This window comes from Reyranella sp., from assembly GCF_965249915.1.
In the GTDB taxonomy this organism is placed as follows: domain Bacteria; phylum Pseudomonadota; class Alphaproteobacteria; order Reyranellales; family Reyranellaceae; genus Reyranella.
The window spans coordinates 2,182,506-2,207,223 of record NZ_OZ252257.1; the positions used below are offsets into that span (position 1 = coordinate 2,182,506).

22 protein-coding genes and 1 pseudogene are annotated in these 24,718 nt (G+C 65.9%); 6 read left to right on the forward strand and 17 right to left on the reverse strand.

Translation table 11 applies throughout. The features are described from left to right. Window positions 1-41 precede the first annotated feature (41 nt). The 14 genes from ACP15H_RS10820 to ACP15H_RS10885 all read right to left on the reverse strand — a co-directional run bounded on the left by ACP15H_RS10820 (window position 42) and on the right by ACP15H_RS10885 (window position 16,498). Complete coding sequence (locus tag ACP15H_RS10820) at window positions 42-1,451, reverse strand: glycosyltransferase (RefSeq protein ID WP_425066189.1); 1,410 nt, start codon at window positions 1,449-1,451, stop codon at window positions 42-44. A 34-nt stretch (window positions 1,452-1,485) separates the two neighbouring features. Further along, complete coding sequence (locus tag ACP15H_RS10825) at window positions 1,486-1,929, reverse strand: glycosyltransferase (RefSeq protein WP_425066190.1); 444 nt, start codon at window positions 1,927-1,929, stop codon at window positions 1,486-1,488. Window positions 1,930-1,933: 4 nt separating this feature from the next. Beyond that, window positions 1,934-3,103, reverse strand: a complete 1,170-nt coding sequence (locus ACP15H_RS10830) for a glycosyltransferase family 4 protein (RefSeq protein ID WP_425066191.1) — start codon at window positions 3,101-3,103, stop codon at window positions 1,934-1,936. Then, window positions 3,100-4,392 carry a hypothetical protein gene (locus ACP15H_RS10835; RefSeq protein ID WP_425066192.1) on the reverse strand — a complete coding sequence of 431 codons (1,293 nt, stop codon included), beginning with the start codon at window positions 4,390-4,392 and terminating at the stop codon, window positions 3,100-3,102. The genes ACP15H_RS10830 and ACP15H_RS10835 overlap by 4 nt, the downstream gene beginning before the upstream one ends. Continuing rightward, window positions 4,389-5,438, reverse strand: coding sequence for a glycosyltransferase (locus tag ACP15H_RS10840; protein ID WP_425066193.1), 1,050 nt, complete (start codon window positions 5,436-5,438; stop codon window positions 4,389-4,391). Before ACP15H_RS10840 ends, ACP15H_RS10835 begins: the two co-directional genes overlap by 4 nt. Then, entirely contained in the window at window positions 5,438-6,688 is a 1,251-nt protein-coding gene (locus ACP15H_RS10845; RefSeq protein WP_425066194.1) for a glycosyltransferase family protein, read from the reverse strand. Before ACP15H_RS10845 ends, ACP15H_RS10840 begins: the two co-directional genes overlap by 1 nt. Before the next feature lie 11 nt (window positions 6,689-6,699). After that, on the reverse strand, window positions 6,700-7,986 hold the full coding sequence (locus ACP15H_RS10850) for an ABC transporter ATP-binding protein (protein WP_425066195.1): 1,287 nt from the start codon (window positions 7,984-7,986) through the stop codon (window positions 6,700-6,702). Between the two features lie 2 nt (window positions 7,987-7,988). Next, window positions 7,989-8,831: an ABC transporter permease gene (locus ACP15H_RS10855; RefSeq protein ID WP_425066196.1), complete on the reverse strand. Its 843-nt coding sequence runs from the start codon at window positions 8,829-8,831 to the stop codon at window positions 7,989-7,991. Next, window positions 8,828-9,928, reverse strand: coding sequence for a glycosyltransferase family 4 protein (locus tag ACP15H_RS10860; RefSeq protein ID WP_425066197.1), 1,101 nt, complete (start codon window positions 9,926-9,928; stop codon window positions 8,828-8,830). Before ACP15H_RS10860 ends, ACP15H_RS10855 begins: the two co-directional genes overlap by 4 nt. A gap of 8 nt (window positions 9,929-9,936) precedes the next feature. Then, a complete protein-coding gene (gene asnB, locus ACP15H_RS10865) occupies window positions 9,937-11,772 on the reverse strand; it encodes an asparagine synthase (glutamine-hydrolyzing) (RefSeq protein WP_425066198.1) in 1,836 nt (611 codons plus the stop codon). Window positions 11,773-11,787: 15 nt separating this feature from the next. Then, window positions 11,788-13,032, reverse strand: coding sequence for a sugar transferase (locus ACP15H_RS10870; RefSeq protein WP_425066199.1), 1,245 nt, complete (start codon window positions 13,030-13,032; stop codon window positions 11,788-11,790). A gap of 187 nt (window positions 13,033-13,219) precedes the next feature. Further along, window positions 13,220-14,719: an O-antigen ligase family protein gene (locus ACP15H_RS10875; protein ID WP_425066200.1), complete on the reverse strand. Its 1,500-nt coding sequence runs from the start codon at window positions 14,717-14,719 to the stop codon at window positions 13,220-13,222. Then, window positions 14,716-15,402, reverse strand: coding sequence for a hypothetical protein (locus tag ACP15H_RS10880; protein ID WP_425066201.1), 687 nt, complete (start codon window positions 15,400-15,402; stop codon window positions 14,716-14,718). Before ACP15H_RS10880 ends, ACP15H_RS10875 begins: the two co-directional genes overlap by 4 nt. 91 nt (window positions 15,403-15,493) lie before the next feature. Continuing rightward, complete coding sequence (locus ACP15H_RS10885) at window positions 15,494-16,498, reverse strand: transglutaminase family protein (protein WP_425066202.1); 1,005 nt, start codon at window positions 16,496-16,498, stop codon at window positions 15,494-15,496. 139 nt (window positions 16,499-16,637) lie between these two features. Between ACP15H_RS10885 and ACP15H_RS10890 the strand changes: the two genes are divergently transcribed. Continuing rightward, a complete protein-coding gene (locus ACP15H_RS10890; protein ID WP_425066203.1) occupies window positions 16,638-18,260 on the forward strand; it encodes an inorganic phosphate transporter in 1,623 nt (540 codons plus the stop codon). A gap of 53 nt (window positions 18,261-18,313) precedes the next feature. On the opposite strand, the gene ACP15H_RS10895 is transcribed toward ACP15H_RS10890, so the two are convergent. Both ACP15H_RS10895 and ACP15H_RS10900 read right to left on the reverse strand, forming a co-directional pair. Then, window positions 18,314-19,111, reverse strand: coding sequence for a phosphodiesterase (locus ACP15H_RS10895; protein WP_425066204.1), 798 nt, complete (start codon window positions 19,109-19,111; stop codon window positions 18,314-18,316). Next, on the reverse strand, window positions 19,112-19,762 hold the full coding sequence (locus ACP15H_RS10900; RefSeq protein WP_425066205.1) for a DUF2161 domain-containing phosphodiesterase: 651 nt from the start codon (window positions 19,760-19,762) through the stop codon (window positions 19,112-19,114). A 48-nt stretch (window positions 19,763-19,810) separates the two neighbouring features. Between ACP15H_RS10900 and ACP15H_RS10905 the strand changes: the two genes are divergently transcribed. After that, window positions 19,811-21,184: an amidase gene (locus ACP15H_RS10905; protein ID WP_425066206.1), complete on the forward strand. Its 1,374-nt coding sequence runs from the start codon at window positions 19,811-19,813 to the stop codon at window positions 21,182-21,184. A 25-nt stretch (window positions 21,185-21,209) separates the two neighbouring features. Next, window positions 21,210-21,470, forward strand: a complete 261-nt coding sequence (locus ACP15H_RS10910) for a hypothetical protein (RefSeq protein ID WP_425066207.1) — start codon at window positions 21,210-21,212, stop codon at window positions 21,468-21,470. A gap of 18 nt (window positions 21,471-21,488) precedes the next feature. On the opposite strand, the pseudogene ACP15H_RS10915 reads toward ACP15H_RS10910, so the two are convergent. Continuing rightward, window positions 21,489-21,883 (reverse strand): annotated as a pseudogene (locus tag ACP15H_RS10915) (VOC family protein). Between the two features lie 90 nt (window positions 21,884-21,973). Here ACP15H_RS10915 and ACP15H_RS10920 point away from each other — a divergent pair. From ACP15H_RS10920 to ACP15H_RS10930, 3 genes are read left to right on the forward strand one after another with little or no spacing between them, the layout of a single operon-like run. Beyond that, window positions 21,974-23,188: a winged helix-turn-helix domain-containing protein gene (locus ACP15H_RS10920; RefSeq protein ID WP_425066208.1), complete on the forward strand. Its 1,215-nt coding sequence runs from the start codon at window positions 21,974-21,976 to the stop codon at window positions 23,186-23,188. A 25-nt stretch (window positions 23,189-23,213) separates the two neighbouring features. After that, complete coding sequence (locus ACP15H_RS10925; protein ID WP_425066209.1) at window positions 23,214-24,341, forward strand: amidohydrolase/deacetylase family metallohydrolase; 1,128 nt, start codon at window positions 23,214-23,216, stop codon at window positions 24,339-24,341. 9 nt (window positions 24,342-24,350) lie between these two features. Next, window positions 24,351-24,587: a hypothetical protein gene (locus ACP15H_RS10930; RefSeq protein WP_425066210.1), complete on the forward strand. Its 237-nt coding sequence runs from the start codon at window positions 24,351-24,353 to the stop codon at window positions 24,585-24,587. The last annotated feature ends 131 nt before the right edge of the window (window positions 24,588-24,718 follow it).

Below are 24,718 nucleotides of genomic sequence, written 5' to 3' on the forward strand. Positions count from 1 at the left end.
AAATAGCCGACGCGATCGATTTAAACGCCGGACGAGACCTGTCAGGCAGCACCATTCCTGATGGAGGGTGCGCGCGTCTGGTTCACCCCCGCCCGGCCGTTCACTGTCTCGCGATAAAGCTTCGCCATCTCCGCTCCCACATCCTCGACAGATCTGGTCCGGTGCATGTTGCTCGAAAGCCGCGCCACTTCGGCGGGGTCAGTGGCCGCGACCCTTATCGCCTCTGCCCACGGCTTGGGATCGTCAAACGGAAGCAACCATCCGTCCACCCCATGATGGACACGCTCGCTGATGCCTCCCAGGTCGGCGCCCATTACCGGTATGCCCAGTGCGCGCGCCTCCTGAATCACGATGGGACCGGTCTCCATGTAGCGGGACGGTACCGCCAGCACGTCGATGGTCGCCAGAAACTCTGGAACTCGCTCATGTTCGACATGGCCGATCAGCTGAATGCGCGAATCCTTGCGCGAGGCAGCTTCCAGCTGGCTGCTTAGGTGAGGATCCCCACCAACGCCCGCAATGCGGAGTTGCACGGGCAGATCCAGGGGAAGTAGCTGAAGGGCACGCACCAACAGATAGGCGCCTTTGTATCGCTCGAGCCGCCCCAGAAAGCCGATCACGATCTCGGTGGGGCGAGCGCCCTGCAGCGGCCTCGCCTTGCGGTCGAAAAAGGCGGCGCTGGCAGACTGCTGCGATACCACGACTTTGGTCGGTGAAATTCCATTCTCGACAAGGGCTGACCGAACCCATTCGCTGGGTGCCACGATACGTTCGCTGAGCGCGGCCATCGAGTGAAGCTCGCGCGCCTTCCCCGCCGCGGCCGCACGCGCCGACAACAAGGTCGCGGCGCGCCGCGAGAAGCGTGCGACGCCGGTTCCTGTCAGGTCCCATCGCGGCATATACGACAGCAGGTAGGCAGCCGGGGCTGGCAGGCCCCTTTCAAGCGCCCAACACCGCGCGCAGCGGCGATCGTCGATATATCCATCGCATGGCCGCTGGTCGTAGAGGAGCATCGTCCCGCGCATGCAAATCGGAGACGGCACGTGTACGGTAACGACGCAGGGAATGCCCATCTCTGCGACCTGCCGAAGGTGTTCCAGGCCCGCACCACTGGTCCATGAGTGGAGGTGAAAGAGGTCCGGTTTGGCCGCCTCAACGATCCTCTGGAACATGGTTCGCGTACGCACGCTCGTATCACTGCCAACCGCGATCCTGGTCGCATCGACCGGATAACGAACCACCTCCGAACCATCCCAGGAGTACGCGTCATACTCGCCGTCCGTCGCGGCGACGATCGTGCTCTCAATGGACTCCTGCGTCAGCGCCGATGCGAGATCGCGCACATAGACTTCTGTGCCGCCAGTCGATTCAGGAAAATAGAAACCGGCACACTGCAATACGCGCAGTGGCACGATCTTGGTTCCCGACGTGACAGTAGCCTGAGAGGTCATTGCTTCCAGACCCGGCGCGTCTGCAGCCTCTCCGTCATGCCCAAGCCCGGAAACTTGCAGGCGAATGCGAGCCTCGGACGGACTTGGTGGATTCCCACATCGAGATCGGTGATCCAATCGACGAACGCTGCCGCTTCTTTCGGATAGGCTTGCGCAAACGTCCGCACCGAACAGCCGGTCGTCGCGTAATGCGAAAGCGCTGCCGGTGCGGACTCCTCTCGATGAGGTCGCAGCGAAACAGGAAGGCTGAGTAATGCGAGGACGAGAGCGGCAGCGGTCTTCGGCGCGAGCGCCAGTTATCGGCTCGGATCGCAACGATGTCCCGCTGCGTCTGCAGAAACGCCCCTATCCCGTTGGTACTGCCGTCATCCACCACAACGATCTCGACCTTGGCCGCGGCGCACCGGCATGAGTCGACAGCCTCCGGCAGTGCCCAAAGGCGGGTGCAGGCTGGAATGATGACGGAATCATCGGTCATATCGTCATCTTAAACGAACCGCGGCGGCGAGAGTATCCGCGGCGCCGAGGATCCCATCGGCGGCCCGTGCCGGCGAGTAGATCGCCATCCGCTCAGCCAATACGCGGCGCGTCGCGCCCGGATCCAGAGCGAGAACCGAGGCAATGGCCGCCGCCAGCGCCGATACGTCGCCCATCGGGGCGACCGCTCCGGTGACTCCGGGCTCGACGAGATCGGGCCCACACCCGACCGCGTCGGACACCACGGCCGGCACGCCACAGGCCATCGCCTCGTTGACCACGAGGCCCCAGGTCTCGACGGCGGTCGACGGCAGGACGAGGGCGTCGGCCGAAGCATAGACGGCTGGCAGCCCACTCTGATTGACGAAGCCCAGGAACTGGGCCGCAACGCCACCAGCGCGAGCGGCCTCCTCCATTGGCGCCTGGAGTTCGCCCGCCCCCGCAATCACGAGTTCGACAGACTCCCCGCTCGCAGCCAGTCGCGCGGCGGCCAGGACCAGGTCCATCGGCCGCTTGCTCTCCACCAGTCGCCCCACGAAAAGCACGCGTCTGCGGCTGCCAAGGTCGTCCTGACTCCTGGCTGCGCGCGCCGCAGCGCTGCCTTCCGAGAAGGCGTCGTTGTCGACACAGTGCGGTGAGAAAAACAGCCGGGCCGGCGGGACGCCATAATGTTCGAGGTATTCGCGGTTGCGCTGGCCGACGTAGAGGCAGGCATCGAACTGCTTCAGCACGTGCGGAAAGACCGTGCCTTTGACGTACCCGACGACTCCCCTGCGCTGCCCGCCGAGTTGCGAATCGCCTCGCACCATCACAGGAACATGCGCGCGGCTGCACGCCCGCACCGCCTGCCAATAGGAGTGCAGCGACCAACCTGGAACGACGAAGGCGTCGAAACGCCCGGCCGCAATCCGGTCGGCAATCTCCGGCGTGTTGCAGCCGAAGAAGGTCTGGGTCGACGGTGTGCGCGCCACATTCCGAAGGAAATGGCTCTCGTAGCCGGACAAGAGGTCGACATCCCAGTCGAAGGCGACGCCGTAACCAGCGCGGCCTTGTCCGCTCGCGTCCTGGCGATGGGCGAAGAACACGGTGAGGTCGCAGCGTCGCGCGAGTTCCCTGAAGATCGGCGCGTAGTACTGGATCGGGTGACTGACCAGAAAGCCGATACGCCGCCTCATGTGCGGGCCGCCCGCAAACAGGCGCGATCCAGCGCCTCCGCGAACTGGCGCGTCGAATTGCGCGCCGAATAGTCCTCGAAGACGCTGCGATCGGCCGAATCTGCCCGGTAGGTCGGACGATCGACGAAGTTCTGGAGCGCCGCCGCCACGGTCTCCGGCGCCGGCAGTTCGGCCTCCGTCAGGGTCAGGACCTCGCCGACCCGGGACTCAAGAATCATCGCCACCGCCGTGCTGTCCCGGTGAAGCAGCGCAAAGACGGGCCGCTCCGACAGCATCGCCTGGAAGACCTTCGACGGTGTGTAATGTGGCTCGGTCGAGCCCAACACCAGCACGGCGCTGGCGTTCATCAGGTGGTTCAACGTATCGACATAACCGATGCGATGCGGATGCTCGTCCACCATCTCCTCAACGCCCGCCGCACGCGCTCGCGGCAGGACGCGATGACCGTGGGGATCGTCGGGCGAGCTGCCGGTGCCGACGAAATGCACGCGGAGTTTGGCGGCGACCTGCGGCGCACGCTCACGCAAGAGGCGCAATCCAGCCATGAACGCGTCGAGCACGACCAGCCCGGCTGGCAGCATCGCCCCGGCATAGATCATGTGAAACCGGCCGTCCGCCGGATCGAACAGGAAGGGAGCCCGTCGCAGACGCCGTACCAACGCATAGTCCTCGGGCGCTGCGCCCATCGGCATGTAGGCGAGTTCCGACGTCGCCGCGACCCTCGGGTTTCGCTCGAGCATGCCGGCGGCATAGCCCGGTGCCATCGCGGTGATCAGCGCGGCATCGCGCACCGACCAGGGTTCGAGGATTTCGGCCAGACGGTTCGAGGCCCAGGCGCGGCTGAAGCGCTTCTCCTTGCCCGTCCAAGGATTGACCCAGGGATCCTGGTAGTCGATGCCGAACGGCAAGCCGGTGCGCAGGTGCACCAGCCGACCGACCGGCGCCAGGAAATTGGACGGGATCGTCACCATCACGAAGTCGATTTCGCGCGCCTTCGCCAGCTTCGCCAAAGCCCGATAGCAGCCCCAGAAAGACCGGATGCCGATGTCGCCGGCCAGGCGCACGGGACGCGTCGACAGAGTCTTCGCATGCACCACCCTGAGGCCGGGCGCCACCAGCCGCTCGAGATCGGGATCCGGCCGCTCTTCGTACTCCGCCGGGTCGCCGGTGACGACGATCGGTTCCCAGCCGAACTCCGGCAGGTAGCGCGACCACAGGCGTGCCCGTTGGGCGCCCACCAGATTGCTGGGTGGGAAATGTCCGCTGACCAGGGCCAGGCGCCGGGTCATGATCGCGCCAGACGCGCGCGCACCTTAGAGTAGAGATCGGCGTAGCGAGTCACGACGGCGTCGGCCGAAAAATGCTCGACGGCGCGGCGCCGGCACTCCGCACGGTCCAGGGCACCGACGCGCTCGACGGCATCGCAACCTTCCTCGATAGAACTGATCAAGAATCCGTCGACGCCCGGTCGGACGATCTCCGGCAGGGCGCCGCGCGGACAGGAAACGACCGGTGCGCCACAGGCCAGCGATTCGGCAAACACGATGCCGAACGGCTCGTCCCACTGGATCGGCACCACCATGGCCCGGGCGCTGCCCAGCAAGGCGTTCTTCTGCACATCGTCGACCGGTCCGACATACTCGATACCGCCCTTTCCGATTTCCGGCGCGATCCTCTCGCGCCAGAAGCGGCCTTCCGGATCGTCCCGGTCGGAATGATTGCCGGCGATGATCAGCCGGCGGCCGGTGCGCCGCGCAATCTCGATCGCCCAGTGCGCGCCCTTGATCTCTTCGACGCGGCTCAGGAAGACCAGCGGCGCGTCGTCCGCCACGGCGGCACCAAGCGTCAGTCCTTCGGTATCGGCGAAGTTTGGAATGCCATGCCATTCGCCGCCGGCCACCCGCCCGCGGCGTGCAATGTACTCGCTGCATCCGGTGAAAGTGATCCGCCCGGGAGCGGCCAGCCGAACCGCGAGGCCTACGGTGCGCGGAGTCGGTTCGCGCTGGAACGACATGACCAACGGGATGCGGCCGCGCAGGAGCGGCAGCAGATAGGCGATGCGTGAGAAGCTGTGGACGACATCGGGCCGAAAGGCCCTGACCGCACGGGAAAGGGCGATCGTGTTCAGCACGGTGTCACGCCGAGACAACGAACTCGATCCCGGCCACGGCAAGAACGCATCGTTAGGGCATTGCGAGCCCGGTCGCGCCACCAGCCCCACCGTATGGCCAGCGGCCCGCAGCCGGCGGACCAGCACGTCGACGATGCGCTCGATCCCGCCGTAGAGCCGCGGCGGGACTTCGATCTCGGGATCGGCCGTCAGCAAGAGACGCATCAGCACCCTCTTTTCCGCCGAGCAAACGCGGCGGCCACCGACCGCAGCAGCACGCCCTGCTCACGGTCCCAGTTGTAACGATCGCGACCCAGGCGCCAGGCGGCCTGCGAAGCCTCTGCCCGCGAGGAAGCGGAGGCAAGCGAGTCAAGGATCGCGGCCAGCCCGGCCGGATCCGCCAGCGTGCAGAGCCGCGCGGCCAGACCGAGATCGGGTGCGAGAAGCTTCTGCGCGGGCGTGTCGCTCATGATGACGGGCACGCCCGCCAGCAGGTAGGTGAAGATCTTGTTGGTGAGGCAGATCCGGCGGTTCTCGCTAACGTCGGTCTCCAGCGACAGGCCGACATCGTAGTCGGCAGCAAGCCGCACCATCTCGGCCGGCGCGGCCATCGGCAGGAGCTTCACCCGATCCCCGACTCCGAGGGATGCGGCCAGCGCCAGAAGCGCGTCACCATGGCCCCAGCGGTTGCTCCCTCTGATGTCGAGCGTCACCCGCGTGGTCGCGCGCGCCATCGCCTGGATGAAGGCCTGCAGACCGCGATCGGGTCCGATCGTCTGCGAGAACCAGTATGCTCGCAGACCAGGCGCGCCCTCCTCGGTCCGAAGGGGCCTCTGGTCGAGCGGCGCCATCGACAGCGGGAAGACGTTCAACACCGTCGCCGGGCAGGCCACGCCATAGCGCGCCGCATAGGCCTTGCCGATCAGCGGTGCGGCCGCGGTCATGTGCGCGCACGATGGCAGCACGGACCGCTCGACGATCTCGATCATCCTCATTCGGAACGCATCACCCGGCGCCCCCGTGCCCTCACCCGAATGGAAATCCTCGGCGTCGAAGCCGATAAGCGCACCATGGCGCCGCGCGGCCGCAGCCGCGGCCGGCAGAGCCGCCACATAGTGCGCGATGTAGAGATCGGCCGGCACCTCGGGCGCGCGCCGCATCAGCGCTCCGACGGGCGTGCGGGCACTGAGCGCCGCCACATTCACGGGTATCGGGAGACCCAGGGTCGAGAGCATCTGAGCAAGCTGGGCGACCGCACGCGCCCTGACGCCTTCACCTCGCGAGCGCGAAACCCGGATCACTTTCCAGGGGACGACGGCCTCGATCTCGTCGTCGGCCTGGCGCAGCACTTCGTTATAGTTGCACACGATCGCGGTGACGTCGTAGCCGGCGCTGTGGAGTGCGTCCGCTTCCTTCAATACCCGTGGGTTGGAGGCGAGATTTCCGGGACTGACGATGCAAACCGCGCGGCGCATTGATTCGGCGGTCAGCTGCGCTGCGGCGATACGGGCTCGATGCGAAGCGGGCTGGCAAGCTGCATGGCGACGACACCCTGCCCAAGGTTCTGGTTGAAGTCGTAGGCGATGCCCCCCGGGCTCGAAGCCGCAACACGGAAGGGAATTGCGTTCGCCACGGCATGGTCGACGACGATGGTGAGCGAATTGGTCGAGATGTCGAAACTGTACTCGCCGGACGCCAGGAAAAGCGGCTGGAGACTGAGCGTGCAGACATGGCGTCCGCGGCTTGGCAGAGGAGTCTGAGAGAAGATGGTCGACGAATAGAAGCCGACTGGCAGGTTGTTGGCGTCGCGAAGCTGAAGTTCGAGGCCCAGGCCCGGCATCTCGGTCGTCTCGACTTCGACCTGGAGATTGAACGGCGTTCCCGGCTCATAGATTTCCGTCGGTGCCCCCTGCGCGTCGAGCAAGTCGGCGGAGAGAATCGCCGAATGATGCCCTCTTCCCCAGTCCCTCTCGACCTTGCCCTTGCTGAGGGACGCCGAATACTGGGAAATGGCCCTTTCGATCGGGCCATCGAAAATGACCTGCCCGCCCTTCATGACGATACCGCGCCGCGTGAGCGCCGCCACGGCCGCGAGGTTGTGACTGACGAACAACACGGTGCGGCCCGCGCTTGCGACCGCCGACATGCGGTCAAGGCAACGTTTCTGGAACTCCGCGTCGCCCACCGCGAGCACCTCGTCGACGAACAGGATTTCCGTCTCCAGATGGGCCGCCACGGAGAAGGCCAGACGCATGTACATGCCGACGGAATAGCGTTTGACCGGCGTGTCGATGAACTTCTCGACGCCGGAGAAGTCGACGATTTCGTCGAACCGCGCGAGAACCTCCTGGCGCGTCATGCCGAGGATCGCACCATTCAGGAAGATGTTCTCGCGTCCGGTCAGCTCCTGGTGGAAACCGGTACCGACCTCGAGGAGACTTGCAACCCGTCCACTGATTTCGACACGGCCCAATGTCGGCTCGAGGATGCGCGACAGAATCTTGAGCAGGGTGGTCTTACCCGCCCCGTTGTGGCCGATGATGCTGACCACTTCCCCGCGCTTGATCTCGAAATCGACATCGCGCAGCGCCCAGAACTCTTCGACTTCGTCGCCTTCGATGACGGCCCGACCGCGCAGCATGTCCGCGCCGCGGCGCAGGAGGCCGCGGGCGGTGCGCACGAGCGCTTCACCCAGGATCGCGGAGTATTCGACCTTGTGGCCGATGATGAACTTCTTGCCGAGTTTCTCGGCGCGGATGACGACGTCGGACATGCTCAGATCAGATCGGCGAAGCCGCGCTCGGTGCGGCGGAACGTGTGGATCCCCAGCCAGAGCATACCGGCGGCTACCAGCATGCTGACCGCGAACCCCGGCAGATAGAGCGGGCTGTCGCCGCCCAGGATGGCCCAGCGAAAGCCGTCGATCACGCCCACCATCGGGTTCATGCTGTAGAGGAGCTGCCATTCCGGCGGCACCACCTTGGCGGAAAAGCCGACCGGTGAAACATAGACCCCGATCTGGACGACGAACGGGATGACGAAGCGGAAGTCGCGATACTTCACGATCGTCGCGGCGGCCCACAAAGCGGGGCCCAGGGCGACCAGCAAGGCCAGCAGGACGAAGAACGGCAGCAGCAGAATGTGCCAGTCTGGGATCACCCCATACCAAGCCATGACGCCCGCGAGGATGACGAGACTGACGCCGAAGTCGACCAGCGCCACCATGACCGTGGAAAGGGGAATGATGATCCGCGGGAAATAGACCTTGCTCACGAGTTGCGAGTTGGTCAGCACGCTGTTCGAAGCATCGGTGAGGATCGACGTGGCAAGCGTCCACGGCAGAAGGCCCGCGAAGACCAGCACCGCATAGGGGGCGTCGCCTTCGGTCGGCAGCTTGGCGAGCCTGCCGAACACCACCGTGAAGACGACCATCGTCATGAACGGCCGGACGAAGGCCCAGGCCAGTCCGATGACCGTCTGCTTGTAGCGCACTGAAACGTCACGCCAAGCCAGGATCAGGAACAGTTCGCGGTACCGCCACAGATCGCCCCAATACTGGCGGTCGGCACGTCCGGCTTCGAGGATGAGCCGCTGGGAGGGGCGATCACGGGAAATCATAGGCCGGCAGTCATACGACGCGGTTGGGCGGCTAGGCGAGCATAGAGTGCACGTGCCGCGGTCACAAAGTGCGACCTTCGATATGGCTTTACGGCTGCCGGATCGGCCCCGCCGCGCTGCAGTTGCTGCTCGATTGCAGCCGCGAGCGCAGGCCGGTCGGCCGGGTCGACGATGACGCCGACACGCTCGTCGGGAATGGCGTCGGCGGTCCCACCGCCTTTGCCGCCAACGACCCGCAGGCCGCAGGCGGCCGCCTCGAGATAGACGATCCCGAAGCCTTCCTCGGTGCTCGGCATCACGTAGAGGTCGGCCAGCCGGTAAAGATCCGGCAGGTCGGTGTCGGGGACGAAGCCGAGGAACCTCACGGCCCCCGGTGCCACCGCGTCAGCGACCGCTTCGAGCCGCGCCCTGTCATCGCCGTCTCCCGCCACGGCGTGGACGAGGTCGGGGAATTTCTCCCGAAGCCCCGCCAGGACGGTGAAGATCGCCTCATGACCCTTGTAGCGTTCACTCGAGGCAAGCCTTCCAACCGTCAGGAGGACTGGCCCGGCGCCGAGCTTCAACCTGTCGCGCAGCACCGGCGACGGCGGTCCCGGCGTGAAAACATCCTGCACCGTGTCGGGGAGGACGCGCACGCGCTCGGGCGGCAGGTCGACCCAGGCCAGCAGGATGCGCCGCGTCTCGCGACTGACCGTACTCACCAGATCGGCGTAACAGATCACGCGCCGCACAAGTCCGCGACGATCCTTCCAGATGTCCGTGCCATGCGCCTGCACCCAGTAATGCGCACCGAACGCGCGGGCGAGCAGAAAGCCCAACGGGGCCATGAAGACGTGACCGCAGAAGACAGTGTCGATGGGGCGGAAGCGCCACGCGGCGACGATTGCCGCCAGCGAGAATTTCAGTCGGCCGAAAAGCGGCGGATTTTGGCGCACACCGGGTGGCAGCACCTGCCCGCTCGCGTCGCCGTGGCGCGGCAGGATCAGAATCTCCGTGCTGCCGTCGGCCAGCGCGTCAAACAGGTCCTGATTGTAACGTGCGATGCCGCCACGTGCTCCGTAGCAGTCACCGACGAGAGCGAGGATACGGGATCCCATCGTATCGCTCAGGCCGCTGCCGGTCCGGCCCAGCCGGCGCGCCAGACCTTGAGCGCCCAGGCCCGCGACGCCGCCGAAAGATCGATCCCAGGGGCCTGCGACGTACCGCTTGCCTCCCGCAGCCATCGGCCGACCGGCGTGGAGAAACCCGTCTTGCGCCGGTGACGAACGCTGTCCGGCAACGGCGGTTCGGGTACTTCAGCGATGGCGTCCTTGGCGTTCAGGGCTGCAAGGACCGGACCCGGCGGAAGCGCAGCCAGGAAGAAGGCGTCCACGAACGGCACGCGGATCTCGACGCCATGGGCCATGCCGGCCCAATCGGCATCGCGCAGAAGCTGGTTGCGCATGTAGAGAGATGTCTCCAGCGCGGCCACACGGTCGAAGTCGCCGAGTGCATGCCCGGCCTCGATCGCGCTAGCGATCCGACTGAGAGGCGCCAGGCGGCGGATCCCCTCCTCGACCAGCGCCGGATCGAGCACCTGGTCGAGTTCCCACGGCATGTAGACGCTCCGCCGCAGCAGATAGGCACCCGCCCAGTTCCCGCCATACTGGAGCACACCCGCGGCCTTGGGATGGAGACGAAGTCCCATAGCCATCGCGCCCGACAGGCCGCGCCGCACCAGCGCCCCGAGACCAGGCACCCAGGAGACCGGGCTTAGCCAGTGCACGCTCCGCGGCACGTCGGTAAAGGACGGGTAACCGCCGAAGCACTCGTCGGCGCCCAGGCCGCTCAACGCGACCTTGATTCCGGCCTCGCGCGCAGCCTTGGCGACGAACCAGGTGTTGATGCCGTCGACGGTCGGCAGGTCCATCGCGTCCAGCAACGCCGGCAGATCACGTTCGAACTCCGCCCGGTCGACGGTCCGCACGATATGACGCGCGCCGTACCGTGCCGCAACGTCTGCCGCCAGGGGCGCCTCGTCGAGCGCCAGCCCTTCGAACTCCTCGAAGCCCAGTGTCACAGCGGTGATGTCGCGCACGCCAAGCCCGCTCATCGTCCCCAGCAGCGCGCCCGAATCGATGCCAGCGGACAGGAACACCGCGACCGGCACATCGGCCACGAGATGATGACGAACGGAATCGCGCACGGTATCGCCAATGCTTGCACGCGGGTCGCCTGCTGCCGCCCCGGATCGCGCTCGCCCGGCGAGCGCGGTTGCCACGTCGTAGTAGCGCTGCGGAATGCCGGGACCTGTGGCATCGACGGTGAGCATCGTTCCGGCCGGTAGCGACTGGATGCTGCGCCACACGGTGAAGGGCTCGGGCACGTTGCCGAACAGATGGAATCCCACGATGCCCGCCGGGTCCGGGTCGCGCGACACCGCGCCCCCCGCCAGCAGCGCCTTGGCCTGGGAGGCAAAGCGAAAGGTCCAGCCGTCGTCGGCCCAATAGAGCGGCTTGATGCCGAGGGGATCGCGCGCCAGCAGCAGCGTCCTCTTGTCGGCGTCCCACAGGCCGAAGGCAAACATCCCGCGCAGCCGGCTGACCATGGCCGCGCCGTACTCCGCGTAGAGCTGCAAGAGAACTTCGGTGTCCGATTCGCTGCGGAACGCGCGTCCTCTCGCCAGCAGCTCGGCACGCAGTTCACGGTAATTGTAGATCTCGCCGTTGAACGTGATCGTGAGGCTTCCGTCGGCCGTCCGCATCGGCTGCGCGCCGCCTTCGGACAGATCGATGATGGCAAGCCGGCGATGGCTGAACCCGGTGCGGCCCTCTTCGCTCAGCCAGAGTCCGCTGCCGTCCGGCCCCCGCGCGACCATACGCTCGTTCATGCGAAGGAGTTCGCGCCGGTCGACCGGCGGCGCCACATCGAGATAGGCGTGGATCCCTGCTATGCCGCACATAAATGTCGCCGTGGTCTAGCGGGCGCCGGTGCCATGGAGCACCACCGCAAAGGTCCTGAGCACGATGACGAGATCGAGCCACAGCGAACAATGTTTCAGGTAGTAGAGGTCGTATTCGAGTTTGGAACGCATCGCGTCGGCCTCGTAGGCATAGCCCTGATTGACCTGGGCCCACCCGGTGATACCGGGCCGCACGATGCCGCGCAGCGCGAAGTACTCGATATCACGGACGTAGCCCTCTTCGAGCGAGGCGGCCTCGGGCCGAGGACCGACCCAGCTCATGTCTCCTTTCAGGATGTTGAACAGCTGCGGCAGTTCATCGAGCCGGCAGAGCCGCAAGAAACGCCCGCTGCGCGTAATGCGCGGATCGGCCGATGTCGTGAAACTGGGTCCAGACATGCCGACGAACATGGTGCGGAACTTGATCATACGGAATGACCGTCCGCGTCGGCCGACGCGGGTCTGGAGAAAGAAGACCGGTCCGGGGCTGTCCAGCCGCACCACCAGGGCCACCACCGCGAGCACCGGCAGGAACACCGGGAGCAGAAGGACGGTCAGGCCGAGTTCGAGGGCTCGGCGAACGACCAGATACTGGCGCGACGGCAGCAGCGAGCCGAATTCGTTCGGTGAAAGGCCGCTGAGCGGCGTGCGACCCGTCATGGTCTCCACGACATAGCGACGATCCAGGACCGGCACGCCGGCAATGGCGGCATCGGCCAGTGCCGAAAGCGTTCCCTCTTCCAAGTCGCCGCTCAGATCCGCCACGATCGCATCGACCCTCAGGCCGCGCCGACGGACGGCGTCAAAGTCGAGCCAGCGGCAGGTCGGAAGTCGCGGCATCGCGGCAATCGCCGAATACGGGGTCACGGCATAGTTGCGCACGAGGTAGCGTGCGCGGAGCTCGGCGATCACCGCCATCCAGAGCACCGTGAGAATGCCGCTGCCGAACAGCTGGACACGCGAATACTCGACACGTAGCAGCAGAAGCACGGCGGCGATCAGGGCATATGTGATGACGGCCACGGGCGCGACATGGGCGACATTGAGGCCGGCGCCGGGAAAGGCCTCGAGCCTGCGCCCACAGTACCAGACGGTCGCGTAGGCGGCGGCGGTCACCAAGATCGTGAATTCCGAAGCATCGAACGGGCCGATGAAAGGCTCGTCGTTGGCGTACAGCGGTATGGGCAGCACGACGCAGAACAGGAATCCCAGGACTGCATCGACCCAGGTCTCGATGAAGCGCTGAGGCGCCGAACGCATGCGCGGAGTCGCAGTTGTCCGTTGTTCCGCGGAAGACACACCTCCCCCGGCCGTGGCTTCTCTTTGCACGCCGACTCCCACATTATTATCTGGCCGACTCCCCCGAATCGGCAGACCCACCAACAGAATACGCGAAACCCTCCCATTCGGATTTTCGCGACCCGCGCCTTAATTGCACTTTAGATGCTCATTTGGTCAATGGGTTCCTGCGGCCTAATTCCGCCTCCGTCGCGTCCCGGCGACCGAACGACTGAGCCCAGCCCATGCCGAGAAGGGCGGCCGTGACAAAGCCGATAGCGGGTATTTGCAGGCTGAAATCAACAAGAGAATGCAGGATGGCGACGGCGGCAACCGAGAATGCCGCCGCTGGCAGATAACGCCGCGAAAGCCGGCGCTTCAACGCGCCGCGCAGACAGATCGCCCAGGGCAGGAGAACCACCAAGATCGCGGGGACCGCCGCGATCACGCCCAGCTCGACAACCGTCTCCAGCGGCGTCGAATGCGCAATATCGTTGGGCTGCAGGCTGTCCGAAGGCTGCAGCAGGGTAAAGACGTCACCGAAGCCACCCAACCCCCAGCCCAGCCCGGGTGACATTCCGATAGCCTCGATCGCCGCGGACCAGATGCGCAGGCGGGACGCATCGTCGGACGCCACCACGAATTTGGTAAGCAGAGCACTGCCGGCAATGAGCCCGACGACGGCAAGCGCCCCTAGTCCCAAAACGAAGGCCACCCCGAGACCGGGGCGCGCCCTCCAGCGACCTCTCATCATCAGCAGCCCGAGCAGGAGCATTCCCGCCGCGGATGCGCCGACCCCAGCGCGCGAGGCAGAAATCAGCAGGCCACCCAACATCAGCAGCAAGACGGACAGGAGGACGACGCGAGAGGGCGTGAGCCAATCGATGAGGCCAACCACCTCCTCTTCGACGTAGCCGTAGGACGTGTGCTCCTTTTTCCGCGGGCCGCCGAAGAGCAGCGCGAGGGCGGCCACCACACACATGCCCATGTAACAGGCGAAGGAGTTGCTGTTCACGAAGGTGCCGCCCATCAGACAGTGATCACCGGCGGTGTACGCGAACTGCTTGCGCAGGTAGCCGCCGAGATAGCAGGAGTTCGTCGAGACCTGCATCGCAATGCCGTAGCTCACGACCAGCATGCCGCTGGCGACGAGCGCAACGAGCGACCACCGCGCATTGTCGCGGTCCCGGCACAGAGCGCGCGCGGTCAGGAAGATCAATGCGCAGGCAAGGCATTTCAGCAGCGAATTCCGGGCGGCGTCGACGGCAATCGCGGGTATTGGCGCATGGGCCTTGCCCAGAATCTCGGCGGCGCGGGCAAACAGCCACGCGTCGGCCGTCAGCGGCGTCCACGTCGTGGTTTGCCACAGCGCAAAGGCGACGAAGGAAAGCCAGCATCCGACCAGTCCCAGCAAGGGCAGACGTTCGGCCGCCCCTACCCGATGTGGCTCGCGCGCGCCGACGCCCAGGGCAACCGGGACCGCCATCAAGCCGAACAGCACGCAGAGCGGCGCCCACGCCCAATCGCGGTTCGCGCCCATCGGCAGGGCGGCCATCCCCACGAGAGCGAAGAAAACGAAGACCGTGCTCTTGTCGATCGCACGCCGGGCGAGCCCCCGCCAGACTTGATCGACAGCCATGCCCGGTTCATGGCCCTTCCGCCGGCTCATGGGCTTTTGCTCCGCCGCTCCCCGAGCAGTCGCGAAAGATCCTCCTGAGCGCCAGCTTCGTTGCGCACGTAGTAACGGACGAAAAGCTCGTCGATCGGGGTGAGTACGGCGTCCGCGAACCATCCGTGACTGGCAGAAAGCTGCCAGGTCCTGGCGACATAGACGCCGACCTGCTCACGCTGAGCCACCGTGAGGACCTGCCAATGGTCGAGGATCAGTCTCAATCGCGGCTGCCACAGCGGCAGAAGCATCGGTGCCGTGTCGATCGACATGAGCAGCGGCGCGACGGATCTCTGCGAGGGTCCCTCGAGGGCCATACGAACCGACGAGAGCCTGAGCCAGGCGATGCCGCGGGCGGGATCGTCACCTAGACCCTGGCCGAGGTCGTTCTCCGCGCGCATCAGCCATTCCGCGCGCTGCTGGTCCGTCGGTGCGAAATTGGGTGAAAGGGCGACACCGGCCAGGAGTTCGGACCTCTGCAGGTGACGGCTGGCCGTCGGATCGGACGCGACCGCGCGGTCGAGCGCATCGATGGCATCAAGCACTGCGTTGAGCGAGATCTTGTAATTGAGACGAAGCGCCGTCGTGGCGGTGTCGGCCTGCTGGGCCTGCCAGGCACTCTTCATGACCGGCCAGGCAAGCCAGACGAGCAGAGCGCCGCCAATGCCGAGAATGACTCGCATCAGCCCATCGATTGAAATGCCCAGAAATGCCCCCAGCACGATAGGGTCGCATCACGCCCCGAGCGCACTCAAGCGCTGCCGCGCCAGCATGTCAAAGGGCTTGCGGGGGACTCGTCGGCGGAACAGAGGGCCGCCCGGCCGAGGCCGGCTCAGACGTCGGCTGGGGAACCTGCGCGGATGCGGGCTCCAGCGGTACGACGCCATCGTCAACCGGTGCAGGAGTCAGGGTACGCACCTGTACGTCGACGTCGGCATTGACGGTGACGTCGGCCGAGCCCGTGAAAGTCCCTTTGATCGGCATCGCCTGCTCGGGGTCACGCGCGACCGCTACCCGGATCAGCCGCTCGCTGCCGATGATGCCGTTGGTCGGGTCGAATTCGACCCAGCCGGCACCCGGCAAATAGACTTCCATCCAGGCATGCGGGTAGGCATGGGTCGTCGCCTCTCCCGGTGCCGTGTCGAGCGCGGGATCATACAGGTAGCCCGTGATGAAACGCGCGGCGAGCCCGAGCGAGCGGCAGCATTCGATCATCAGCAGGGCATAGTCGCGACAGGTGCCACCGCCGCTCTCCAGCGTCACCGCCGGGACCTGGGTCCCGATCTCGAAACGCATGGCGTATGTCAGCTTTTCCTGAATGCCCATGCAGAGCCGCTTCAGCAGGCCGAACGTATCGTTGCCGCCCTCGCCTTCCATGAACTGCTTGGTCCAGGTGCCCACCGTCGAATTCGGATCGGGATAAGAGCGTTCGACGTAGCGTGCGAGATCGGGCGCCTCCTCGGAGGCATAGCTGAACGGCAAGGTCCGCGCGAATTCTTCGATCGGCGGCAGCTCCGGCGGTACGCCGAAATGCTCAAGCTCGATCGTGCTGACCAGCTCGAGCACCTGAGTCGGGCCGTCGAAAGAGGCGATCGCAATCGAATTGCCGAAAGGATCATGGATCCAACGGACGTGGGCTGCCGGTTCGATCACCAAACCGGTGTGAAGAAGTCGCAGGTCGTGGCTGTCACGCGGCCTGAACATGAGCCGGTGGTCACCGAGCGTCACCGGCTCGGAATACTCGTAACGAGTGCGGTGGACGATCTCGAGAGTGCGCATCTGAGCGGGATAATGCCCGAAGCGGCGCGCGGTTGCACCTGCGCTGAATTCTTCAGCGCGCAGAGCCCCTGCAATCGCACCGTCACGAACACTTCAAGAGCTCCGGCGATTATCCCAACAACTTCTCAAGGGGAGCATCATGACAAACGTCGCCATGCAGGCGCCGCCGATCGAGCCGGCCGCGCCCGGTTCACGCCCGAATCTCGACAAGGGCTTCAATCCGATTTCGCTGATCCTGTTCGTCGGCCTGCTGGCGGGCGGGTTTCTCTACGTCATTTACAGCGTCTACGCCGACGTCAACTCATCGGGCACCAAGTTCACGACCCTTCTGCCGTTCCTTATGCTTTTCGTTGCGCTGCTGATCGCCCTGGGCTTCGAGTTCGTGAACGGCTTCCACGACACGGCCAATGCCGTCGCCACGGTGATCTATACCCACTCGCTGCCGGCAGAGCTGGCCGTCGTATGGTCGGGCGTCTTCAACTTCCTCGGCGTATTGACCTCCACCGGCGCCGTCGCCTTCGGCATCGTTTCGCTCCTGCCGGTCGAGCTTATCCTGCAGGTCGGCAGCAGCGCCGGCTTCGCCATGGTCTTCGCGCTGCTGATCGCCGCCATCATTTGGAACCTCGGCACCTGGTGGCTCGGTCTCCCAGCCTCGAGTTCGCACACGCTGATCGGCTCGATCATCGGCGTCGGCATCGCCAACGCCCTGGCGCACGGCCTGGACGGCACCTCGGGCGTCGACTGGAGCAAGGCGACCGAGATCGGCTACGCGCTGCTGCTCTCGCCGCTGTTCGGCTTCTGCGCGGCGGGCCTCGTTCTGCTGTCGTTGAAGGTGTTGATCCGCAATCCCGCGCTCTACGCAGAGCCGAAGGGCAAGGAGCCGCCGCCGTGGTGGATCCGCGGCATCCTCATCCTGACCTGTACGGGCGTCAGCTTCGCGCACGGCTCGAACGACGGCCAGAAAGGCATGGGTCTCATCATGCTGATCCTGATCGGCACGGTGCCCACTGCCTACGCGCTGAACCGTACGCCAGCACCGAGCCAGATGGAGTCCTTTCAGGCGGCCTCGGCCGCCGCGGTGGTCGTGATCGAGAAGCAGGCCACGGGCCACAACGTGCTCGGCAATCCGCGCCCCGCCGTCACGAGTTTCATCTCGCAGCGCAAGATGAACGAGGGCACCTACGTCTCTCTCGCGGCGCTGGTCAAGGAGATCGCCGCGCAGGTCGATCGGTACGGCTCGGTCGACAAGATCCCGGCCGAAGCCGTCAGCAACACGCGTAACGACATGTACCTCGCGTCGGAAGCCCTGCGCTTCCTGATGAAGGACAAGGAAAACTCGCTCACCAAGCCGGAGGTGGCAGTTCTCAATACCTACAAAATGGAGCTCGACATGGCGACGCGCTTCATTCCCGTCTGGGTCAAGGTCGCGGTGGCCATCGCCCTCGGTCTTGGCACGATGATCGGCTGGAAGCGCATCGTCGTCACCGTCGGCGAGAAGATCGGCAAGAGCCATCTAACCTACGCGCAAGGCGCGTCGGCGGAGCTGGTCGCTGCCGGCACCATCGCCGCCGCCGACATCTACGGTCTGCCGGTGTCGACGACTCATGTCCTGTCTTCGGGTGTCGCGGGCACCATGGCGGCCAATGGCTCGGGCCTTCAATGGGCCACGGTCCGCAACCTGCTGATGGCCTGGGTCCTCACCCTGCCGTGCGCCATCGCGCTGTCGGCGAGCCTCTACATGATCTTCCTCGAGATCTTCTGACGGACCCTCCGAACCGAGGAGAGGCGCGCTGCGCTTTATGGCGCGCCTCTTTGCTATGCGAAGGGGTAAGGCCCGGGAAACGTTCCGACCGGAACGAAATGCGAGACGAGACCTCTCCCCTCCCGCCAATGATGGAGCAGCATCGCCGGGGGCTCGATGTACGATGCAGGCCTGGCGTCGCCACGCAGCTGCAGGGCTATGGCCGTCGTCGTCGACGGCGCGGTGCACAGGATCGTGCCGCCGAAGCGGAGCTGCATGAAGCGGTGGACATGGCCGCACAGGATGCGCTCGACCTGCGGATGACGTGCAACGACCTCGGCGAGCCTTTGTCCCTCCCGGCAGGAATAGGGGTCCATGTAGGGAATGCCCGTAGCGAAGGGCGGCTGGTGCATCATGACCATCGTGGGACGTGCCGGCTCCGCGGTCAGAACCTCGTCCAACCAGGCCGCCGCCTCTTCACTGACGACGCCGTGATGCAGCCCGGGTAGCGTGACGTCGAGGGCCACGATGCGCACGACGCCGTGGTCGCCGACCGCATAGTCGATCGGGCCTTCGGCCGGCAGCCACGGCTTGCCGGCGAACGCCCGTCGAAAGGCCTCGCGTTCGTCGTGATTGCCAGGGATCGCCAGCACCGGAACTTCGAGCGGCTCCAGCATCCTTGCCAGCATGGCATACTCATCGTCCTGACCATGATCGACCAGATCGCCGCTCAGCAGCACGAGGTCCGGCCGCGGATCGAGCGCGTTCACATGCGCAATGGCCCCCGCGAACTGAGCGTTGGAATCGACCACGCCCTGGTAAAGCGCACCCTCGGGCCGGACATGCGGATCGGAAAGTTGGACGATCAGCATCTAGCCAGGCTTCCGATCGAACCGCTCCAGACCTTCGCGCCCTTTCGGCGTAATCGCATAGACACCACGCTCCACCCGCTCGAACCAGCCATAGACATCCTGTTGCAGGATCTGGGCCGCTTTCGGCGCGTCCCCGGCCGTGCGCAGAGCCGCCACCTTCATCGGCCCGTTCGCCGCGAGGAGTTCGGCGCAGCGCAGGGCTTCCTGCCGGTACGCCGTCATCAAAGGCGCCCGCATCGCCTGACCGCCGAGATTGGGATCACCGACACGACGCGCATGCTCGCCCAGCATTCGGCCGGCCTTGCGCTTGTTCTGGCGCGGGACGTAGGGCGCGGGATCGAGCACCACGTCGGCCTTGCCCTTGGCCACCACGATGAAGCCCAGCCCCAGGCGGCGGCACAGCTTCTTCACGTTCTTCATCTGCTTCGGCCACTGGCCGACGGCGAGATAGACCAGATCGGTGAGCGCCAGCCGGTCGACGCCCTGCAGCACCAGGCCGAGCCCGAAGGTCCGCTTCAGTTCGACGACCACGGGCGGCTCCTTGCCGCGGACCGCCACCACGTCGCAGCCGCGCACCTCGCCCTTGACGACATAATCCTGTCCTTCGAGCAGCGCCTTCACCGGCGCATAGAGGTCGCTCTCCAACGTCATGGCGGCGCACGCTATCATGCTAAGAAGTGGGCAAATGAGGAAAAACACATGACCGAGTTGCTGGATCAGGGCGCCGCCGCCATCGCTGCCGCCGTGCGTACGGGGAAGACCAAGGCGCGCGACGTGGCCGAGATGGCCATCGCCCGCGTCGAGGCGCGGAACGGGCAACTCACCGCCATCGTCGATTTCGATCCCGCCGAGGCCCGGACCTCGGCAGACGCCGTCGATGCGAGACGCAAGCAGGGGTTCGATGGCGCGATTCTGGGCGTCCCCTACACGGTAAAGGACACGACCTGGGTGAAGGACCGCACCGTCACCAACGGCTCCCTGCTCTACAAGGACTTCAAGCCGCCGCGCGACGCCGTCGCCGTCGAGCGATTGAAGGCCGCCGGCGGCATCTTCCTCGGCATGACCAACACGCCGGAGATGGCCGCCAAGGGTCACACCGAAAACAAGGTCTATGGCCCGTCACGCCATCCGCTAAATCCGGCCTTGACGCCGGGCGGTTCCTCCGGCGGCGCCGCTGCAGCCCTTGCGGCGGGCTTCTCTCCGATCGCGCTCGGCACCGATGGCGGAGGCTCGGGCAGACGGCCGGCCTCACATTGCGGCGTGGTCGGTCTCAAGACGTCGGCCGGCGCCATCCCTGCCCCGTTCGGCTTCGGCGGTGCTTACGGTCCACTTTATGGCGTGACGGCGCCCATGGGCCGCTCCGTCGCCGATGCCAAGGTCGCGTTCGAGGTGATGGCCGGCCCCGACCGGCGCGATCCGCATTCGGTGGCGCTGCTCGACGTGCCGCCGCCCAGCAGCCCGCGCATCGCCGTGAGCCCGCGGCTTGGCCTCGGCGTGCCCGTCGACCCCGACGTCATGGCGGCGTTCGAAACGGCCGTCGCGAAGCTGCGCGGTTCTGGCTGGCGCATCGAGGAGGCGGATGTCACCTGGCCCGAAGACACGAGCGAAACAGCATTTGCCGCCGTGAACAGCTCGGCCTCAGCCCTGCTCTATGGCGCGCGACAAGCCGCCGACAAGGATCTGTTCGGGGACAATATCTCCGGCCTGATCGAGCGGGGCCGCTCGGTGCCCGGCACCGATGTCGTCGCGGCGTTTCGGTTCGCCGATGCGTGCGCGCGGGCCGTCGCGCAGTTCTTCACCGAATACGACTATCTCCTGACGCCGACGACGGCGTGCGTGTCGTGGCCGGTCGAACAGGTCTATCCCGGGCTGATCGAGGGCAAGGAAGTCGGGCCGCGCGGCCACGCCGCCTTCACGCCCCTGTTCAATCTCGCCCTCGTACCGGCGATTTCCGTGCCGTGCGGGCGCGGCCGCGAGGGGCTTCCCGTTGGCCTACAGATCGTCGCGCCGCGCCTGCATGACCGGCCGCTGCTGGCGATGGCCCAGCGCGCGGAAACGGCGCTCGCCGCCTAGCCGTGCAAGCATCGCCTCCAGCCCCATGCAACTGACCGAAATCCTGATCGTCGTCGGCGTTGCGTTCGTCGTGGCAATCGCCGTCCGCCTCATCCGCGCGCGTCAGGCCGCGCGCCGTCGCGGACCCGCCCATATTCACGAGGCATTGATGAAACGCGCCGAACTTCAGGCAGAGCGCAGCCCGTTCCTGAGGAAGGTCGTGAGGGAGTTCAGGGCAAACGGCCACGTCTCGAACCGCCAGGCCGACGCCGTTGAGAAGGCCCTGAAGCGGCTCGAGGGCCGTTGATCTCGCCCGGGCGGCCGCTCACCAGGTGATGTGCACGCTATCCGCCGATCGCTCGTGAGGCCCATGATGTACGGCTTCGACATTGTTGCCGTCGGGATCGAAGGCGAAGGCCGCGTAGTAGCCGGGGTGGTAGGCGCGCTCTCCTGGCCCGCCATTGTCGCGGCCGCCCGCCGCAAGCACCGCCGCATGGAAGCGGTCGACGGCCGCTCGATCCTCGGCCTGGAAGGCAAAATGCACGTGCGCGATGGAAGGACCGACATCGACCCATAGCTCGTCGGCGAACAAGTGATCCTTCCCCCGATCAGCGGGATGCCAAGCGCAGTCATTGCCGCCTTGTAGAAGCGCTTGGAGGCCTCGAGGTCCTTGACCTTGAGATGCAGGTGATCGATCAGACGTCCGCGGTGGGTCTCCATGGAAATCCCCTTTTGCAACATCCGCACGAGTTCGAGCAGAACGCCGTTATCCAATGGCCGTTGCCGCGCCGCCTGGACTAGTGTGGGGCGATGTCCCCGAAGATGAAGATAAGCGCCGCTTTGGCCCGGCGAATCGCGCTGGCCGCCCAGGGGTTCGGCACGGGGCGACCTGACGGCGCCATCAATCGCGGCCACGTGAAGCGCGCGATCGAGCGGTTGGGCCTGCTGCAGATCGATTCGGTCAACGTCCTCGCACGTGCGCACTACCTGCCGCTGTTCTCTCGACTCGGCAACTACGACAGCGCCCATCTCGACGGGCTGGCCTGGGGCCGCACGAGCCAGCGCGGTCTCTTCGAGTTCTGGGCACATGAGGCGTCGCTGCTGCCGCTGGCATCCCAGCCGTTGTTGCGCTGGCGCATGAAGCGGGCCGCGGCGGGCACCAGCAAGGGCACGCTTCAGCAATTCCGACTCGAGAAGACCGCCTATATCGAGGACGTCCGCCGGCAGATCGAGGCGCGCGGCGCCCTCGCCGCCTCGGAACTGGCCGATGGCGGCCCCAAGCGCGGACCGTGGTGGGGCTGGAACGACGGCAAGCTGGCACTCGAATGGCTGTTCTTCGCGGGCATCGTCACCACCGCCACGCGACGCGGCGCCTTCGAGCGTGTCTACGATCTTTCCGAGCGCGTCCTGCCGGCAGACATCCAGGCGCTGCCCACTCCCTCGGCCGAGGAAGCCCAGCGCGAGCTGCTGCGCCTCTCGGCCCGAGCGCTGGGCGTCGCGACCGAATTCGACCTGCGCGATTACTTCCGCCTGCCGGTTGCAGATACCAAGGCGCGGCTCGCCGAACTCGTCGAGGCCGGCGATCTGCTGCCGGTCGAGGTCGAGGGCTGGAACCGCCCGGCGTTCCTCGACCCGGCGGCACGCCAGCCGCGCCGGATCGAGGCGCGCGCCCTGCTCGCGCCCTTCGATCCGCTGATCTGGGAACGCGATCGCACGGAGCGGATCTTCGATTTCTTCTATCGCATCGAGATCTACACGCCCGTGGCCAAACGCAAGCACGGCTATTATGTCCTGCCGTTCCTGCTGGGGGACCGCCTGGTCGGCCGGATCGACCTGAAATCCGACCGGCCGAACTCAAAGCTGCTGGTGCCGGCCGCCCATCTCGAACCCGGCATCGAGGCGCGCGACGTGGCCGAGCCGATGCGTGAGGAGCTTCGCCTGATGGCCGACTGGCTGGGCCTCGAGGCCCTGGCGCTGCCCCGCGATGGGGATTTGGGACGAGAGTGGCGTAGAATGGGCAGATGAGACGAGTTGGAAGGAAGCAACGGGCATGAACGATCTGGTTCTCAAGGGCGGCCGCGTGATCGACCCTTCACAGGGCATCGACAAGGTAACCGACATCGCCTTCGCCGGCGGCAAGGTCGCGGCCATCGGCGATGGCCTGTCGGGCAAGGACACGCGCGACGTCTCGGGCAGGATCGTCTCCCCCGGGCTCATCGACCTGCATACGCATGTCTACTGGGGCGGAACCTCGCTCGGTGTCGAGGCCGAGCTGCTCGCGCGATCGGGCGGCGTCACCACCTTCGTCGATGCCGGCAGCGCCGGACCCGGCAATTTCCCTGGCTTCCGCAAGCACGTGATCGAGACCTCGCCGGTCCGGATCCTGCCGTTCCTCAACGTCTCCTTCCCCGGCATCTTCGCCTTCTCCAAGACCGTAATGGTGGGCGAGAGTGCCGACATGCGGCTGCTCGATCCGCGTGAGGCGGTGCGCGTGGCCCGCGAACACAAGGAACTGGTGCTGGGCGTCAAGGTTCGCGTCGGCAAGTCGGCGAGCGGCGACTCGGGCATCATGCCGCTCGACATCGCGCTCGACGTCGCCGAGGAGACCGGCCTGCCGATGATGGCGCATCTCGATTCGCCGCCGCCCTCCCGCCACGAGGTGGTGAGCCGCCTGCGCCCCGGCGACATCCTCACCCACTGCTTCCGTCCTTTCCCCAATGCGCCGGTCCAGCCCGACGGCAAGGTACGGGACGAGATTCTGGCCGCCCGCGAGCGCGGCGTAATCTTCGATATCGGCCATGGCGGCGGCTCGTTCGGCTTCGGCACGACGCGCAAGATGCTGGCCGCGGGCTTCCTGCCCGACGTGATCTCGTCCGACGTGCACGCGATCTCGATCGAGGGCCCGGCCTTCGATCTCCTCACGACCATGTCGAAGTTCCTGTGCCTCGGCCTCGACCTCCCCACCGTCATCAAGCTCGCGACCGTCAATGCGGCCGCTGCCATCAAGCGACCCGACCTCGGCACGCTCAAGGTCGGCAGCGTAGGCGAAGCAACAGTGATCGACCAGGCGAGCGGCACGTTCGACTACGCCGACTCAATCGGCGAGGCGCTGATCGGCGACAAGAGGCTCCTGTCGGCAGGCGTCGTTCTCGCCGGCCGCTGGTGGCATCCGCTGTAAGGCCGTGCGATGCATGCCGACGATCCCGCCTCGCCCGCCTGCCAGGCCCATGAAGCCGACGACGGCTACATGGGCTTCGCGACGCGCGAGGAGATCGTGCGGTTTCTGAAGGAACTCGACGGGGCGCCAGCAGCAGCGAAGGCAGACATGCTCCGCACCATGCTGCCAAAAATTCGCGACGACGTGGTGCATACCGAACTCAAGGCCCAGCTGGCAGCGATTGAGCTCAACGAATCAAACACTTAGCTGAATCGCGGCTTTTTTGATCGGTCCCGCAACTTCATACGGGGAGCGACGTTGGTTTTGCATGGCTGGATAATTGGCGTTGCCTCTGCCCCCGCTCAGCAGCGCCTCTCTCCCCGTCCGGCCTCCGAGCC